15 protein-coding genes are annotated in these 15897 nt (G+C 71.0%); 9 read left to right on the forward strand and 6 right to left on the reverse strand.

Features of this window, described 5'->3' with window-relative positions:
- The first annotated feature begins 2 nt into the window (after positions 1-2).
- Positions 3-1202: a dimethylargininase gene (ddaH, locus tag ACTJI1_RS03010; protein ID WP_440741489.1), complete on the forward strand. Its 1200-nt coding sequence runs from the start codon at positions 3-5 to the stop codon at positions 1200-1202.
- Here ddaH and ACTJI1_RS03015 read toward each other — a convergent pair.
- A complete protein-coding gene (locus ACTJI1_RS03015) occupies positions 1174-2664 on the reverse strand; it encodes an MFS transporter (RefSeq protein WP_440741490.1) in 1491 nt (496 codons plus the stop codon). The genes ddaH and ACTJI1_RS03015 overlap by 29 nt on opposite strands.
- A gap of 241 nt (positions 2665-2905) precedes the next feature.
- On the opposite strand from ACTJI1_RS03015, the gene ACTJI1_RS03020 reads away from it, so the two are divergent.
- The gene (locus tag ACTJI1_RS03020; protein ID WP_440741491.1) at positions 2906-4738 is read left to right on the forward strand and encodes an ABC transporter ATP-binding protein; all 1833 of its coding nucleotides are present in this window, start codon (positions 2906-2908) and stop codon (positions 4736-4738) included.
- Positions 4735-6549, forward strand: a complete 1815-nt coding sequence (locus tag ACTJI1_RS03025) for an ABC transporter ATP-binding protein (RefSeq protein ID WP_440741492.1) — start codon at positions 4735-4737, stop codon at positions 6547-6549. Before ACTJI1_RS03020 ends, ACTJI1_RS03025 begins: the two co-directional genes overlap by 4 nt.
- A gap of 98 nt (positions 6550-6647) precedes the next feature.
- Here ACTJI1_RS03025 and ACTJI1_RS03030 read toward each other — a convergent pair whose 3' ends face one another.
- Complete coding sequence (locus ACTJI1_RS03030; RefSeq protein WP_440741493.1) at positions 6648-7616, reverse strand: hypothetical protein; 969 nt, start codon at positions 7614-7616, stop codon at positions 6648-6650.
- A 180-nt stretch (positions 7617-7796) separates the two neighbouring features.
- On the opposite strand from ACTJI1_RS03030, the gene ACTJI1_RS03035 reads away from it, so the two are divergent.
- The 5 genes from ACTJI1_RS03035 to ACTJI1_RS03055 all read left to right on the forward strand — a co-directional run bounded on the left by ACTJI1_RS03035 (position 7797) and on the right by ACTJI1_RS03055 (position 12268).
- Positions 7797-8144 carry a response regulator gene (locus tag ACTJI1_RS03035; protein WP_310130826.1) on the forward strand — a complete coding sequence of 116 codons (348 nt, stop codon included), beginning with the start codon at positions 7797-7799 and terminating at the stop codon, positions 8142-8144.
- A gap of 4 nt (positions 8145-8148) precedes the next feature.
- Positions 8149-8832: a response regulator transcription factor gene (locus tag ACTJI1_RS03040; protein ID WP_310130824.1), complete on the forward strand. Its 684-nt coding sequence runs from the start codon at positions 8149-8151 to the stop codon at positions 8830-8832.
- Positions 8833-8835: 3 nt separating this feature from the next.
- Entirely contained in the window at positions 8836-10662 is a 1827-nt protein-coding gene (locus tag ACTJI1_RS03045) for a sensor histidine kinase (RefSeq protein WP_440741494.1), read from the forward strand.
- 116 nt (positions 10663-10778) lie between these two features.
- Positions 10779-11942, forward strand: a complete 1164-nt coding sequence (locus tag ACTJI1_RS03050; RefSeq protein WP_440741495.1) for an anion permease — start codon at positions 10779-10781, stop codon at positions 11940-11942.
- Positions 11943-11944: 2 nt separating this feature from the next.
- Entirely contained in the window at positions 11945-12268 is a 324-nt protein-coding gene (locus ACTJI1_RS03055; protein ID WP_440742170.1) for a hypothetical protein, read from the forward strand.
- 28 nt (positions 12269-12296) lie between these two features.
- Here ACTJI1_RS03055 and ACTJI1_RS03060 read toward each other — a convergent pair whose 3' ends face one another.
- From ACTJI1_RS03060 to ACTJI1_RS03070, 3 genes are all read right to left on the reverse strand, one after another.
- Positions 12297-12722, reverse strand: coding sequence for a hypothetical protein (locus ACTJI1_RS03060; RefSeq protein WP_440741496.1), 426 nt, complete (start codon positions 12720-12722; stop codon positions 12297-12299).
- 64 nt (positions 12723-12786) lie between these two features.
- Positions 12787-13152, reverse strand: a complete 366-nt coding sequence (locus ACTJI1_RS03065; protein ID WP_440741497.1) for an MGMT family protein — start codon at positions 13150-13152, stop codon at positions 12787-12789.
- Positions 13136-13588, reverse strand: a complete 453-nt coding sequence (locus ACTJI1_RS03070) for a GNAT family N-acetyltransferase (protein WP_440741498.1) — start codon at positions 13586-13588, stop codon at positions 13136-13138. Before ACTJI1_RS03070 ends, ACTJI1_RS03065 begins: the two co-directional genes overlap by 17 nt.
- A 144-nt stretch (positions 13589-13732) precedes the next feature.
- Between ACTJI1_RS03070 and ACTJI1_RS03075 the strand changes: the two genes are divergently transcribed.
- On the forward strand, positions 13733-14947 hold the full coding sequence (locus ACTJI1_RS03075; RefSeq protein ID WP_310130815.1) for an NADP-dependent isocitrate dehydrogenase: 1215 nt from the start codon (positions 13733-13735) through the stop codon (positions 14945-14947).
- Positions 14948-15025: 78 nt separating this feature from the next.
- On the opposite strand, the gene ACTJI1_RS03080 is transcribed toward ACTJI1_RS03075, so the two are convergent.
- Positions 15026-15820: an SDR family NAD(P)-dependent oxidoreductase gene (locus tag ACTJI1_RS03080; protein WP_440741499.1), complete on the reverse strand. Its 795-nt coding sequence runs from the start codon at positions 15818-15820 to the stop codon at positions 15026-15028.
- Positions 15821-15897: the final 77 nt, after the last annotated feature.

Consider the following 15897-nt stretch of genomic DNA (forward strand, 5'->3'; position numbering starts at 1 on the left):
CCATGACGTCTTCCTGGGGCCGCCGGCTCGCCGCATCCATCTCCGCTGCTTTCGCCGTCGCCGCGATCGCGTTCGTCGCCTCGACGTTCGTGATCCTGGTGGCGAGCCAGCTGAACTCCGCGGCGCTCGCCAACACGACGCCGTACGTCGGCTGGCCGGCGGTGGTGGCCCTGGTGCTCGGCTTCGCGGCGGCGCTGCTGGGCGCGATGGACCGGCGCTGGATCGCGGTCGTGACGGGCATCGTGCTCGCTCTGGTGAGCACGGCGCTCGGCACGATCATCCTCTTCACGGTGCTGAAGGTGACGCTCTCCGGCGACGCGTGGGCGCAGCTGTTCCAGTCGTTCATCGGCATCAATCTGCCGTTCTGGCTCGCGGTCGCGATCGCCTTCCCGACGGCGGGCTACGCCGTCTTCCACGCCATCGACTCGGGCGAGCGCGCCGAGCGCCGGATCGCGCTGGTCCGCATCCCCGCGGCGAACCTCGCCGACGGCCTGACCACCCACATCGAGCGTGAGCCCGTCGACACCGAGCTGGCCGACAAGCAGTGGGATGCGTACGTGGCGGCTCTCGCCGGCGCCGGCTGGCAGACCGTGGAGGTCGCGAGCGCCGACCGTCTCGCCGACTCCGTGTTCGTGGAGGACACCGCCGTCGTGCTCGGCGACACCGCCGTGATCACGCGCCCGGGCGCCGAGTCCCGCCAGGCAGAGCCGGAGGGCACCGAGGCCGCACTGCGCGCGCAGGGCCTGCGCCTCGAGCGCATCGTCGAGCCCGGCACCCTCGAGGGCGGCGACGTGCTCAAGGTCGGCTCCACGGTCTACGTCGGCCGCGGCGGCCGCACCAACGCCGAAGGCGTCCGTCAGCTGCGGGCCATCGCCTCGCGGCTCGGCTACACGGTCGTCGCGGTGCCGGTCACCAAGGCGCTCCACCTGAAGACCGCCGTCACCGCGCTTCCCGACGGCACGGTCATCGGCTACGAGCCCATCGTGGACGAGCCCCGCATCTTCGAGCGCTTCCTGCCCGTCCCCGAGGCGCACGGCACCGCGGTCGTGGTGCTGGCGGAGGACACGGTGCTGATGTCCTCGTCCGCACCACAGTCCGTCGCGCTGGTCGAGAGCCTGGGCTACACCGTCATCCAGGTGGACATCTCCGAGTTCGAGAAGCTCGAGGGCTGCGTCACCTGCCTGTCGATCCGGATCCGCTGAGCGCGGCCTCCTCGCGCCTGGCGCGGGGCAGCACGCACCAGGCGGCCGTCAGTGCGGCGACCACCGCGGCGCCCAGCCAGCCGGCGCCGACGCCGCCGAAGGACGCGACGAGGATGAGCACCGAGGTGCCGAGTGCGGTCCCCAGCTGTGCGCCGGTGTTGAGGATGCCGCTGGCGCTTCCGGCCAGCTCCTCCGGCACGCTCGTCCCGATGGTCGTCGCCGCCACCGACGACAGTCCGAGGCCGGCGCCCGCGAGTGCGACACCGGCGAGGATTCCCCACCACGAGCCGACGGTCAGCGTCAGCAGGAGGCAGCCGAGCGCGATCGTCCCGATGCCCACGCCGCTGACGGTGTAGGCGCTGAGACGTCCGAGCAGAGCACGGGTGGAGGTGGACGTCAGGACGACCGCCACGCTGAGGGCCATGAGGGTGAGGCCTGTCGCGACCGGGTCGAGGCCGAGGCGTTCCTGCAGGTAGAGCGTGGCGAGCACAGCGGTGGAGCTCGTGGTGGCCGTGTTGACGAACGACAGGGTCGTGCCGTGGCGCAGCCGCCGGGAGCGGAAGGCGTCCGCCGGGATGAGCGGCGATCGCGCGGTGCGGAGCCGCACCGCGAGCAGCACGGCGAGCACCGCGCCGAGCGCGACGGCGACAGCGCCAAGGGCGCGGGTTTCCGCCTGCTCGATCCACGCGGCTCCGGCGATGACCGCCATGACGGCGAGGATGAGAAGGGCCGCGCCGGGCACGTCGAGTGGACGTCGGTCGACGTGTTCGCGTGTGGAGGGCACGGCCACCAGGACGCCGGCGGCGAGACCCACGGCGAGCGGGAGGTTCACCCAGAACACGGCCGGCCAGCCGAACGTCTGGACGAGCAGGCCGCCGACGAGGAAACCGGACGCGCCGGCCGCGGCACCGGTAGCGCTCCAGGCCGCCAGCGCCGCGTGGCGGCGATCCTCGCTGGGCGTCGCCGAGAGGAGCAGACGCAGTGCGGACGGGACGCAGAGGGCGGCGGCAGCGCCCTGGAGCGCACGCGCGATCAGCACGACGGCGAGCCCGGCGCCGCCCCACGCCCCCGCGGTCGCACCGAGAACAGACGCCGCGCCGAACAACCCGATGCCGGTGAGGAGGATCCGCCGGTGGCCGTAACGGTCGCCGAGCCGGGCTCCGAGGATGAGGACGCCGCCGAAGAACATCGCGTACACCGTGGCGAGCGGACCGGCCGCCGAGGGAGACGCGCCCAGCCCCGCGAGGATCGCCGGGATGGCTGTCGTCGCGCTCGTGACCCCGAGCACATCCACGAACTGCACCAGGCAGAGCACGACGACAACTCCTCGACGCATGAGCGTCACGGTACGCGTGGGGTCCGACATCCGATCCGCCGGCCGGACGTGAGAAAAAAATCTTGCGGTCCGGCTCAACCTGGCAATATCCTGTAGGGCTGCCTTGTTGCGGCACACAGGACGCATTCATCGAGGCTGGGAGGACGCCATGACGACGATCGAGACCGCACGAAAGACCACCGTGCCCGGGTCCGTCGCCGCCCTCGTGGCGACCACCCGACCGTCCGGGCGGTAGGTCCCGCCCCAGCCGCGCGCTCGTCGCGCCCGCGTCTTTCACAAGGTCTGCCACCGCCGGCAGTCCTTCGGCGACTCCTCCGCGCTGTCGCCGCCGACTCTCGTCGGACCACTCACAGAAAACGGAACACCCATGTCTGTCGCCCCGGCACAGAAGAAGAACGACTCCCCGCGGAAGAGCACGGCGCGCACCCTGCTGCGCATCCTGCCCTTCGCCAAGTCCGCCGCGCCCCGCATCGTGCTCGGCATGGTCGCCGCGCTGCTCGCCAGCCTGGTCGCCCTGAGCATCCCGCAGGTGCTGCGGTGGCTCGTCGACGGCCCGCTGTCGGACGGCGACCCGGCTGCCGTGTGGCCTGCCGCGCTGCTCGTGGTCGGCCTGGGCGCCGCCGAGGCCGTCTTCATCTCCCTCCGCCGCTGGTTCGTGCTCACCCCGGGAACCCACGTGGAGGCCCGGATGCGCAACGCGCTGTACGAGCAGCTGCAGGACCTCCCGGTCGCCTTCCACGACCGCTGGCCGAGCGGGCAGCTGCTGTCGCGTGCCGTCAGCGACCTGAGCATGATCCGCCGCTGGCTGTCGTTCGGCATCGTGCTGCTGGTGGTCAACGTGGTCACGATCATCGTCGGCTTCGCCATCCTGATCGGCTGGAACTGGCTGCTCGGGCTGATCTTCCTGGTCTGCTCCGTGCCGCTCTGGATCTACGGCTTCGTCTTCGAGAAGAAGTACTCGATCGTGGCGCGCCGCAGCCAGGACCAGGCGGGCGACCTGGCGACGGCGGTCGAGGAGTCGGTGCACGGCATCCGCGTGCTCAAGGCGTTCGGGCGCGGCAAGCACGCCCTGAAGAGCTTCGAGTCGCAGGCGGAGCAGTTGCGCGGCACCGAGATCGAGAAGGCGAAGGCGATCGCCGGCATCTGGCTGTGGCTGCTGCTGGTGCCGGACGTCGCGTTCGCGATCTGCCTGGTGGTCGGTGTCTGGCTGTCGGCGCAGGGCCAGCTCTCCGTCGGCGAGCTCGTGGCGTTCTTCGCGACCGCGACGGTGCTCCGGTTCCCGGTCGAGTCGATCGGCTTCCTGCTGTCGATGACCTTCGACACCCGCACGGCCGCCGACCGCTTCTTCGAGGTGATGGACGAGGTCAACACGATCACGGACCCCGCCGAGCCTGCGAAGATCACCGACCCGCGCGGTGAGCTGGTGTTCGACGACGTGCACTTCCGCTACCAGGACTCGCCCGAGCGCTTCCCGGATCTGCTCGACGGCATCCGCCTGACCGTCCGTCCCGGCGAGACGATGGCGCTGGTCGGCCTGACCGGCTCCGGCAAGTCGACGCTCACCGCCCTGACCACCCGCCTGTACGACGTGACCGGCGGCGCGGTGAAGGTGGACGGCGTGGATGTGCGCGACCTCACCCGCTACGACCTGCGGAAGGCGATCGCCATGGCGTTCGAGGACGCGACGCTGTTCTCGGCCTCCGTGCGCGACAACGTCCTGCTCGGCCGCGACGACCTCGACCCGGATTCGGGCGAGGCGGAGCGCGTGCTGACGGAGGCGCTGGAGGTCGCCCAGGCCGGCTTCGTCTACGACCTGCCTGAGGGTGTCGAGACGAAGGTCGGCGAGGAGGGGCTCAGCCTCTCCGGCGGTCAGCGGCAGCGGCTCGCGCTGGCCCGTGCGGTCGCGGCGAACCCGAGCATCCTCGTGCTCGACGACCCGCTGTCCGCGCTCGACGTCGACACCGAGGCGCTGGTCGAGGCCGCGCTCCGCCGCGTCCTCGCCTCCACCACGGCCCTGATCGTCGCGCACCGCCCCTCCACGGTGATGCTCGCCGACCGGGTGGCCCTGCTGGAGGACGGCCGCGTCACGGCGGTCGGCACCCATCACGAACTGCTCGCGAGCAGCGAGCACTACCGATTCGTCATCTCCAGCCTGGAGGACGACGAGAACGAAGAGATCCTCGAGGAGGTGAACCTGTGAGCACGACCACTGTCCTCGGTGTCGAGGGCGAGGAGCGCAACGACCTGAACGCGGCGGAGAGCCGCCAGGTCCGGCGCCGCTCGCTCCGGCTGCTCGGTTCGCTGCTGCACCCGATGCGGATGCGGCTGGTCCTGACCGCGATCGTGGTCGTGGTGAGCACGGCCGCGCAGGTCGCGGGGCCCGCGATCATCGCGTACGGCATCGACAACGGCCTGCCGGCGCTGCTGAAGCAGGACTGGTTCCCGCTGGCCGCCGCCGGCGTCGCGTACCTGATCACCGGCGTGATCGGCGCGGTGCTGATCGCCTGGTACACGGTGCTGAGCGCGCGGATCAGCCAGGCCATCCTGATCGACCTGCGCAAGCGGGTGTTCCTGCACACGCAGAAGCTCTCGCTGGAGTTCCACGAGTCGTACACGTCCGGCCGGATCATCTCGCGCCAGACCAGCGACCTCGACTCCATCCGCGAGCTGCTCGACTCCGGCATCAACCAGCTCGTGCAGGGCGTCCTGTACATGCTGTTCATCGCCATCGCGCTGTTCACGCTCGACTGGCAGAGCGGACTCGTGCTGCTCGCGTCGCTGGTGCCGCTGTACCTCCTGACCCGGTGGTTCCAGAAGCGCTCGCAGGTGCTGTTCCGCGTCTCGCGGGTGGCGTCGGCGAAGCTGATCGTGCACTTCGTGGAGACGATGACGGGCATCCGCGCCGTCAAGGCGTTCCGCAAGGAGAAGCGCAACGAGAAGGAGTTCGGCGGGCTGGTCGAGGAGTACCGCGACGTCAACGCGCGCGTCATCCAGCTGTTCGGGATCTTCGACCCCGGGCTCGTGATGATCGGCAACGTGACGGTCGGCGTCGTGCTGCTCGTCGGCGGCTTCCGGGTGGCCGACGGCCAGCTGGCCATCGGCGTCCTGCTCGCGGTGCTGCTGTACACGCGCCGGTTCTTCGACCCGATGGAGGAGATGGCGATGTTCTACAACTCCTACCAGTCGGCCGCCGCGGCGCTGGAGAAGATCTCCGGCGTCCTGGAGGAGGAGCCGAGCGTCCCGGACCCGGTCAAGCCGGTCGACCTCTGGTCGGCGCAGGGCCACGTGCGCTTCGACGACGTGACCTTCGCCTACAAGAAGGACCGCGTCATCCTGCCGGAGTTCACGCTCGACATCCCGGCCGGGCAGACCGTCGCCCTCGTCGGCTCCACCGGTGCGGGCAAGTCCACGCTGGCCAAGCTGATCTCGCGGTTCTACGACCCGAGCTCCGGCGCGGTCACCATCGACGGCGTCGATCTGCGCGATCTGCACCCGAAGGACCTCCGCCGCGCGATCGTCATGGTCACGCAGGAGGCGTACTTGTTCAGCGGCTCGGTCGCCGACAACATCGCGCTCGGCAAGCCGGACGCGACGCGTGAGGAGATCGTGCGGGCGGCGCAGGCGGTGGGAGCGCACGAGTTCATCGCGGGCCTCCCGAACGGGTACGACACCGACGTGAACAAGCGCGGGGGCCGCGTCTCGGCGGGTCAGCGCCAGCTGATCTCGTTCGCGCGGGCGTTCCTCGCAGACCCGGCGGTCCTCATCCTGGACGAGGCCACCAGCTCGCTGGACATCCCCAGCGAGCGGCTGGTCCAGGAGGCGCTGCAGACCCTGCTCGCGGACCGGACCGCCGTGATCATCGCGCACCGCCTGTCCACGGTGGCGATCGCCGACCGGGTGCTCGTCATGGAGCACGGCCGCGTTGTCGAGGACGGAACGCCGGACGACCTGATCGCCGGCACCGGCCGGTTCGCCCAGCTGCACGCCGCCTGGCGCGACTCGCTGGTCTGACCGGCGGCGCGCTCGCATCCACAACGAATAACGGCGGGGACCACGGGGAAGCCGTCCCGTGGTCCCCGCCGCCTGCGTCCGGTCGGCGAGGGGTTGGTTCAGCCGGCCGACGTCCAGGTCGATCGCGCCTTGGCGGGGCGGGGGATGCGGCGGCGGGCGCGGAGGACGACCACCTCGGCGCCGGCGTCGATCAGGGCGCTGGCGGTCGCCGGGTCGGCGTACCGCTCCGCCGTGCCGGTCACCAGGGTGATGGCGTCCGCCGCGACGCCGCGGCCCGCCGAGGCGAGCACCGTGATCTGCGAGGTCGCCGGGGCGACGAGCGAGCGGATGCTGCGCCCGAGCGCGGCGAGCCGGTGCGGGTAAGCGGTGGGCGGCCCGTCCAGGGCCGGGCCCAGGTCGAGGATTCCCAGCCTGCGGCCGGTCGACCGGGCGATGCGTGCGCGCGCGGCCATGGCCGCGTCCACCGTGTCGAGCAGGTGGGCGCTCGACGCGTCTCCGGGCAGCCGCAGCGAGAGCCCGGCGACCCGCACGCCGAGCGCGTGGGCCCGGCTCTCCGCCTCATCCACGAGCAGCGGGTGCAGCCGGAGGAGTACGGCGACCCCGGCGGGCGCGCCGGCGAAGTCGTCGAGATCGCGGGCGTCGTCGATGACGAAGAGCCGGACGCCGGCCTCCCAGGCATCGCGCCGTCGGGATCCGCGCGCCCACCGGTCCGCGTGGAGCACGCGGGCCGGGTCGACGCCGGTGCGCTGCAGCACGGGCAGGGCCGACTCGTGGGTCGCGACGAAGCCCGCGCCGTCGGCGGCGAGCGAGGCGAGCAGCGCGGGATGCGCCAGAGCGCACGCGTCGAAGCGCACGTCCATCCAGGGCAGGGCCGCCCGCAGCTCGCGGAAACGGTGCGCCACGCGCGGCAGGTCGATGACGACGACGGGCAGCGGCCGCGGGGCGTCGTGCGGGCCGTCTCGCCGGCCGTCGCGCCGGGGGAGGGCGGGGTCCATCGCGACCGCCCCGGCGGTCACCCGGGTGCGGGTGGCGCCGTTCGGGCGGGCGGTTCGGGTCGCGATGGACATCGCCGTCTCCTCGGTGGTTCTCGGCCCGGTTCGCCCGGGTCGGCGTCCTCCGCGTTCGGGTCGCTGAGGTTGTCTCATATGTTCGTCCTGCCGGGGATGCCCCGCATCCGGGGGGTCACCTCTTTCCGAATGCGTGGAAGCACGGATGATCGCCGGGGTCCGCGCGGTGATGATGGGGACATGGGCCCCCGCGTAGTGATCGTCGACGACCACGAGCGGTTCCGCACACAGGTGGCGGAGCTGCTCCGTCTGGAGCGGTTCACCGTGGTCGGCGACAGCGCGACGGCGGCGGGGGGCATCGAGCTGAGCCGCCGGCTGGCGCCCGACCTCGTGCTGCTCGACGTGGGCCTTCCCGACGCGAGCGGGTTCGACATCGTGGCGACGATGCACGCGACCGGGGCGGTCGTCGTGCTCACCTCCAGCCGGACGGCGACCGACTACGGACGACGGGTCGCCGACAGCGGCGCGGAGGGGTTCATCAACAAGGAGGAACTGACCGGTGAGGCGATCCGCAGCCTGCTAAGGTAAGCGCGTGAGCGGGGGACAGACAGATAGTTCTCGCGCGCTCAGGGTGGCGGTCGCCGACGACGCAGTGCTGCTGCGCGAGGGCATCGGGCAGATCCTGCGCGCCGGCGGGATGGACGTGGTCGCGTCCGTCGACACCGCCGAGGAGCTCCTGGACGCCGTCCGCGCCGACGGAGACGTCGACGCCATCGTGCTCGACATCAAGATGCCGCCGACGCACACCGACGAGGGCCTCCGCGCGCTGGAACGCCTCCGCGCGGACGGCTCGCGCGCCGGCATCCTGCTGCTCTCCATGTACACGACCGCCACGTACGCGATCCGGGCCATGAGCGCAGGCAGCGGCACCGGCTACCTCCTGAAGGACCGGGTGGCGGATGCGGACACGCTGGTCACCGCGGTGCGCACGGTCGCGCGCGGCGGCTCGGTGGTCGACCCCGAAGTGGTGCAGCTGCTGGTGAACGCGCGCTCCTCCGAAGCGGCGGTCGAGGCGCTGTCGTCGCGTGAGCGCGACGTGCTGCGGCTCATGGCGGAGGGCAAGTCCAACGTCGGCATCGCCGGCGACCTGCACCTCAGCCTCCGCACGGTCGAGTCGCACATCGGCCACATCATGGCCAAGCTGGGCGTGGAGGACTCCGCGGAGGGGCACCGGCGCGTCTTAGCGGTGCTGCGCTTCCTCGGCCGGGACGTCTGACCCGTGGTCGCCGCGCGCGAGGACCTGGGCGCCGTCGAGACGCTGCGGCCCGGGAGCGCGCGCCCGCACGCATTGCGGCTGGCGCTGCGCGCGCTCGCCGTGACCGTGGCCGTCGCCTCCAACGTGCTGGCCCAGGTGGTTAGCGCGATGACCAACGACTACGGTCCGCGGCCCTCGGGAGCGGGCTGGGCCATCGTCTTCGTCACCGTCGCCCTCGACTACGTCGTCTGCGCCGTCGTCGCCTGGCGCCTCGTGCGCAGCTGGGTCCCCGGCTGGCTGATGGTCCTCGCCGCCGTGTTCTGGTCGGCCGGCGCCTGGTACCCGCTGGTACGGCAGTGGGGATGGGTCTGGCCGTGGGTCGCCGGCGTCACCGACCTGTGGGCGGTGCTGGTCGGCATCCTGGTGCTCTGCTACCCGACCGGCCGGCTCCGGGCCCGGTTCGACCGCGTCGTGGTGCTCGTGGTGACGATCGCCTTCGCCATCCGCCTCGGCGGCATCCTGCTGTTCTCGTCGCCCGAGCCGTCCGAGTGCGGCTGCGCGCCCAACGCCTACGCGGTGCTGCCCAGCGACGCGGCGGACTACTGGCTCGGCCTCGGCTGGCGCTTCGTCGGGCTCGCCCTGATGCTCACCGTGGCGGCCCGGCTGATCGCCCGGTGGTTCACCAGCTCCCTCCCCGCACGCCGCGTGGCGTTCGTGATGCCGCTGGCCATCCTGCTGTGGTGCTACGGCACCGTCCAGGACTCGCTGAGCTTCGCACTCGGCTGGAACGGCGGCTGGCTGCAGTTCATCCCGCCGGTCGCGATCGCGCTCATCCCTCCCGCCTTCGTCGGTGGGGTGCTCTATGCCCGCGGGCTGCGCTCCCGGGTCGCCGACCTGGTGATCGTCGCCCGCGACAAGGTCGACCGCGCGCTGTGGGAGTCGAGTCTGGCCCGCACCCTGCACGACAGCTCCCTGCGGGTGTTCTGGTGGGATGAGCCGCTGCAGCGCTACCAGACCAGTGACGGCCGGCCCGCGCCGGAGGCCGGACCGGCCGCTCGCCCCGGCAGGTCGACGCTCGCCATCGACTCCGATCAGGGGCCGATCGCCCTCATCGAGCACGATGTCGCGCTGACGCAGGACGACCGGCTGCTCGACGCGGTGTCCTCCGCGTTGCTGCTCTCCGTCGACAACGACCGCCTGCGCGCCCGGCTGGAGCGCACCATCCAGGAGCTCCGCGAGTCGCGGCTGCGCATCGTCGAGGAGGGCTACCTGGCCCGCCGGCAACTGGAGCGCGACCTGCACGACGGCAGCCAGCAGCAGCTCGTCTCGCTGGCGATCAGCCTGCGCATCGCGACGTCGAAGGCGGAGGCCCATGGCGACGAGGAGCTCGCCGGCGACCTGCAGCGCTCGTCCGAGCAGCTGGCGGATGCGCTGCGGGAGCTGCGCGAGCTGGCCCGCGGCATCCACCCGACCGTGCTCAGCGACGGCGACCTGCGCTCGGCACTGGAGGAGCTCGGGATGCGCAGCCACCTGCCCGTGGAGGTGCGGGTCGACCTCGACGAACGGCTGCCCGAGGTGGTCGAGGAGACCATCTACTACTGCGTCTCCGAGTGCCTGGCGAACGCCGCGAAGCATTCGCGCGCGCGCAACTGCTCCGTGGCGGTGAGTCGCGCGGATGCGACGGTCACGGTCGTCGTGAAGGACGACGGCCAGGGCGGCGCCCGGATCGAGCCGGGCGGCGGGCTCGAGGGCATCCGGGACCGGGTGGAGGCCGTCTCCGGCCGTGCGGACGTGCGCTCGGTCGAGGGGCTCGGCACGATCATCGAGCTGACCATCCCGGTGCACGCGTAGCCGGTTCCGCGGGCGCCGGGCAGAATTCACCTGTCGTTCAAACGCGCTCGCGGCGATCGGCGTAGTCAGGGGTGGGACGCGGAACCGCGCCTCTCCGACGCCGGAAGGATCGCCGCATGGACATGCTCGTCACGGTCGTGGCCGTGATCGTCGTCGCTCTGATCTTCGACTTCACCAACGGGTTCCACGACACGGCCAACGCCATGGCCACCTCCGTCGCCACCGGGGCGCTGAAACCCCGCACGGCGGTGCTGATCTCCGCGGTGCTGAACCTCGTCGGCGCGTTCCTCTCGACAGCCGTCGCGCAGACCATCTCCGGCGGAGTGATCAAGGAGGGCTCCTCCGGCGTGGACATCACCCCGACGATGATCTTCGCGGGGCTCATCGGCGCGGTGCTCTGGAACCTGGTCACCTGGTACCTGGGCCTGCCCTCGAGCTCCACGCACGCGCTGTTCGGCGGCCTGATCGGGGCCGCCGTGATCGGCGCGGGCTTCGGCGCCGTCGACTGGCAGGTGCTGCTCAGCAAGGTCGTCATCCCGGCCCTGCTGTCGCCCCTCGTCGCGGGCTTCGTCGCCATGGTCGCGACCTATGCGGCCTACCGCATCACGAGGAACGCGCGCGTGCACGGCGCGGAGACGGGCTTCCGGCACGGCCAGACCGTCTCGGCGTCGCTCGTGTCGCTCGCGCACGGCACCAACGACGCGCAGAAGACGATGGGCGTCATCACGCTCACCCTCATCGCCGCGGGCCTCGCCCCGGCGGGCAGTGCGCCGCCGTTCTGGGTGATCGCGTCGTGCGGTCTGGCGATCGGCCTCGGCACCTACCTGGGCGGCTGGCGCATCATGCGCACCGTCGGCAAGCGGATCACGGACGTGAAGGCGCCGCAGGGCTTCGCCGCGGAGACGTCGTCGGCCGCCACCATCCTGGTCTCGTCGCACCTCGGCTTCGCGCTCTCGACGACCCAGGTCACCTCGGGCGCGGTCGTGGGCAGCGGGCTGGGCAAGAAGCTCGCCTCGGTGCACTGGGGTGTCGTGGGGCGCATCGCCACCGGATGGGTCGTCACGCTCCCGGCCGCGGCGCTCGTCGGCGGGCTCGCCGCGTGGGTCGCATCCACCAGCCTGGTCGGGCTGATCTGCGTCGGGGTCGTCGGGCTGGCGGGCGGGCTGCTCCTCTACGGCCTGTCCCGCCGCGACCCGGTGAACCGGCACAACGTCAATGAGACCGCGGAATCCGGACCCCAGCGCGAGCAGGCGCCGGTGTCCGTCGGACAGGAGGGGTGAGCATGCTGCACTCGACCATCCAGGATGCGGCGCCCGGCGGCGTGCGCGCGGCGGCGCCCGAGGGTTCGTTCCTCGGCGTCGACTGGGGCTCGTTCGTCGTCGTCTTCCTGGTCGCCTTCCTGGCGACCGTAGTCGTCGTCGTGTCGTACGCCGTGGCCCTGCGGCTGCTCTCGGTGGGCGCTCCGCTCGATGCGACGGATGGCGCGGTCACGGTACGGGTGGGCAGACGTCCGGTCGCCGCGACGGCGGGGGCGTACGTCTGCTTCGCCATCGGGGTCGCGGCGGTGATCTACGGGATCTGGCTGATCATCCCGCAGTTCCACTGACCGGCCCGAGGGTCCGGCCGGCGGGCGGCTACTTCGCGGTCGGGGCCTTCGCGGCGTAGACCTGGTCGCCGATCGCGAAGCCGGACCAGCCGCCGCCGCAGTCGCCGGCCTTCGCGGGCAGGCCGTCGACCGGCCACCAGCTGTCCTGGATGGTCGGCTTCGGCATCGGCACCTCCTTGGCGCACGTCCCCGGCGCCACGTGGGCCTTCGAGGAGTACGTCATGATCGCCGAGCCGTCCTGCGTGTCGTAGTCGACGCGGATGATCGTGGCGTCGTCGGGCACGAACGTCGGAGAGCCGAAAGTGGAGGTCTTCGCGGCCTTCATGTCCTTCGCCGTGTCGAAGATCTCCGACTCGACGTGCGGCGAGAACGCGGTCAGCACGGAGCATCCGGACAGGGCCAGGGCGAGGGCGGACATCGTCGCGATGACTCCGGCGGTACGGATGCGGGGCACGGCAGCTCCAGGTGACAGAAGGACAGGGTTCCGACAACGAGTGAACACTACGGAACTGAGCGAATCATCGGTCGGAGGGATGATCCCGCGCGGCGTCGAAGCGGGCCGCCCGTAAATCTACCCGGTACGCGACCGTTCCGCCGCCGAGGAGCGGTGTGCCCTCGGCCCGGTAGTGCTGCAGCGCGATGTGCTCGTGGTTCGCCGGTGGATGCCCGCCGGCCCGGACCACGCGCCACCACGGAACGTCGGAGCCGTAATAGGCCATGATCTGGCCGACCATCCGGGCGGCACGGGAGCCGAGCGTCGCCGCGACGTCGCCGTAGGTCATCACGTGGCCGGGCGGGATCGAGTCCACGACGTCGAGGACGCGCTCCACGAAGGATCCGGCGGCGTCGCCGTCCCCGGGCTCCCGGTCAGAGGTCGAGGGCACCGATCGTCTCGCCGTACTGCGTCTCGCCGACCGGCTGGAAGCCGCTCCGCAGGAAGAACTGCTCCGGACCGAGCTCGCCCGACTCCCAGATGACGTAGAGGCGCTCGTGCCCGCGGGCGCGGGCCTCGTCGGCGAGGGCGCGCACGGCGAAGGTGCCGATGCCGCGGCCCTGGTCGTCCGCGTCGACGTTGATGCGCCAGAGGATCGCCTTGAACTCCTCGTGCTCGGCGTTCGGGTCGAAACTGCCCATGATGAAAGCGACCACGTCGTCGCCGTCGAGCACCACGCGCTGCCACGAGGTGTTGGGGTCGGGGATGGCTGCCGCCGCCGAGTAGGAGACCGGAGCGACGAACTGCTCCTGGCCCGGCTTCAGTGTCAGCGCGTTGGCCGCCACGACGGTCCGCGCGCTCAACTCTTCCAGTCTCAACTCAGCCATGACGAAAGCGTATCCTGCGTGCCCGATCGGGGCATAGCTCCCTCCCAGCCGACCATCCGCCGAGAGAAAGTGTCTCGATGTCAAGATAGTTCTCTGGCTCAGGTAAGCTGTCGTCGGCTCAAACGGCACAGACTCAGGAGAACCATGGACAAGATCAAGGTTGACGGGACCGTCGTCGAACTCGACGGCGACGAGATGACACGCATCATCTGGAAGGCCATCAAAGACTCGCTCATCCACCCGTACCTCGACGTGAACCTCGAGTACTACGACCTCGGCATCCAGAAGCGCGACGAGACCGACGACCAGATCACGATCGACGCGGCCCACGCCATCCAGAAGCACGGCGTCGGCGTCAAGTGCGCCACGATCACGCCGGACGAGGCGCGCGTCGAGGAGTTCGGCCTGAAGAAGATGTGGAAGAGCCCGAACGGCACGATCCGCAACATCCTCGGCGGCGTGGTCTTCCGCGAGCCGATCATCATCTCCAACATCCCGCGGCTGGTCCCCGGCTGGAACAAGCCGATCGTCATCGGCCGTCACGCCTTCGGCGACCAGTACCGCGCCACCGACTTCACCTTCGACGGCCCGGGCACCCTCAGCATCAGCTTCCAGCCGAACGACGGCGGCGAGGCGCAGAGCTTCGAGGTCTACCAGGCCCCGGGCGCGGGTGTCGCGCTGGCGATGTACAACCAGGACGAGTCCATCCGCGACTTCGCCCGTGCGTCGTTCAACTACGGCCTCGACCGCCAGTACCCGGTCTACCTCTCGACCAAGAACACCATCCTGAAGGCCTACGACGGCCGCTTCAAGGACCTCTTCCAGGAGGTCTTCGACACGGAGTACAAGGAGAAGTTCGACGCGGCCGGCCTCACCTACGAGCACCGCCTCATCGACGACATGGTCGCCTCCAGCCTCAAGTGGGAGGGCGGCTACGTCTGGGCCTGCAAGAACTACGACGGCGACGTGCAGTCCGACACCGTCGCGCAGGGCTTCGGCTCGCTGGGCCTGATGACCTCCGTGCTGACCACGCCGGACGGCTCGGTCGTCGAGGCGGAGGCCGCGCACGGCACCGTGACGCGCCACTACCGCCAGTACCAGCAGGGCAAGCCGACCTCGACGAACCCGATCGCCTCGATCTTCGCCTGGACGCGCGGCCTCGCGCACCGCGGCAAGCTCGACGGCAACCAGGACCTCATCGACTTCACCCACACCCTCGAGGACGTCGTGGTGAAGACGGTCGAGCAGGGCAAGATGACGAAGGACCTCGCGCTCCTCGTCGGCCCGGAGCAGAAGTTCCTCACCACCGAGGAGTTCCTGGACGCGATCAGCGAGAACCTGAAGGCGCGCCTGGGCTGACCCCCGCCTGACGCATTCGTGCCGAATGTCGGCTCCCGCGCCGCGGGAAGCGACATTCGGCACGAATCGTTAACGGGGTCAGCGCGCGGTCCAGCCCCCGTCGATCGCGAGGGTCTGGCCCGTGATGAGGGATGCGGAGGGCGACGCCAGGAAGGCGACCGCGCCCGAGACCTCCCGCGGCTGCCCGATGCGGTGCAGCGCGGCGATGCGGTCGACGGTGTCGGCGCGGAACGCGTCGTCCGAGAGCGCCGCCGCGGTGCCGTCGGTCTCGATGAACGTGGGGGCGACGGCGTTCACGCGGATGCCGTACTCGCCCCACTCGACGGCCAGGCACCGGGTGAGGTGCACGACGGCCGCCTTCGCCGCGCAGTAGGACACCTCACCCGGCAGCGCGACAAGCCCCGCCTGCGAGGCGACGTTCACGATCGCGCCGCCGCGGTTCGCCCGCATGCTCTTCGCCAGGTGCTGTGACACGAAGAACGTCGAGCGCGTGTTGAGCTGCCAGACGTGGTCGAAGTCCTCCTCGGTCACCTCGAGCGCGGGGGAGTCGATGCCGCCGCCGGCGTTGTTGACCAGGATGTCGATCGGCCCGAGCTCCGCGGTGACCGCGTCGATGGCGGCGCGGCACGCGGCCAGGTCGAGCACGTCCATCCGGATGGCCGTCGCCGTCACGCCGGAGGCCTGCAGCTCGGCCACGAGGTCCGCCGACCCCTCGGGATCCCGGACCCCGAGGATGACGTCGGCCCCCTGGCCGGCGAGCTCGAGCGCGATCTCCCGTCCCAGCCCGCGGCTGGCGGCGGTGACCAGGGCGCGGGATCCGGTGAGCGAGAATGGTGTGCGGGGCGCCGGGACGGCGGTGGATGCGTCGGTCATGCTCGGAGCCTATTCCGCCGCTCGTGTAACGACTTCGTTTCGTCTCTTGCAATTCATTTGTTCGTAAGCTTTACTAA

It is taken from the genome of Leifsonia sp. 22587, assembly GCF_052044215.1.
In the GTDB taxonomy this organism is placed as follows: Bacteria; Actinomycetota; Actinomycetes; order Actinomycetales; family Microbacteriaceae; genus Leifsonia; species Leifsonia shinshuensis_C.

What these genes read in the sequence shown, in the direction of transcription:
- ddaH (WP_440741489.1), top strand. Translation starts at nt 3, where the DNA reads ATGACGTCTTCCTGGGGCCGCCGGCTCGCCGCATCCATCTCCGCTGCT.
- ACTJI1_RS03015 (WP_440741490.1), bottom strand. Translation starts at nt 2,664, where the DNA reads ATGCGTCCTGTGTGCCGCAACAAGGCAGCCCTACAGGATATTGCCAGG.
- ACTJI1_RS03020 (WP_440741491.1), top strand. Translation starts at nt 2,906, where the DNA reads ATGTCTGTCGCCCCGGCACAGAAGAAGAACGACTCCCCGCGGAAGAGC.
- ACTJI1_RS03030 (WP_440741493.1), bottom strand. Translation starts at nt 7,616, where the DNA reads ATGTCCATCGCGACCCGAACCGCCCGCCCGAACGGCGCCACCCGCACC.
- ACTJI1_RS03035 (WP_310130826.1), top strand. Translation starts at nt 7,797, where the DNA reads ATGGGCCCCCGCGTAGTGATCGTCGACGACCACGAGCGGTTCCGCACA.
- ACTJI1_RS03050 (WP_440741495.1), top strand. Translation starts at nt 10,779, where the DNA reads ATGGACATGCTCGTCACGGTCGTGGCCGTGATCGTCGTCGCTCTGATC.
- ACTJI1_RS03055 (WP_440742170.1), top strand. Translation starts at nt 11,945, where the DNA reads ATGCTGCACTCGACCATCCAGGATGCGGCGCCCGGCGGCGTGCGCGCG.
- ACTJI1_RS03070 (WP_440741498.1), bottom strand. Translation starts at nt 13,588, where the DNA reads ATGGCTGAGTTGAGACTGGAAGAGTTGAGCGCGCGGACCGTCGTGGCG.
- ACTJI1_RS03075 (WP_310130815.1), top strand. Translation starts at nt 13,733, where the DNA reads ATGGACAAGATCAAGGTTGACGGGACCGTCGTCGAACTCGACGGCGAC.
- ACTJI1_RS03080 (WP_440741499.1), bottom strand. Translation starts at nt 15,820, where the DNA reads ATGACCGACGCATCCACCGCCGTCCCGGCGCCCCGCACACCATTCTCG.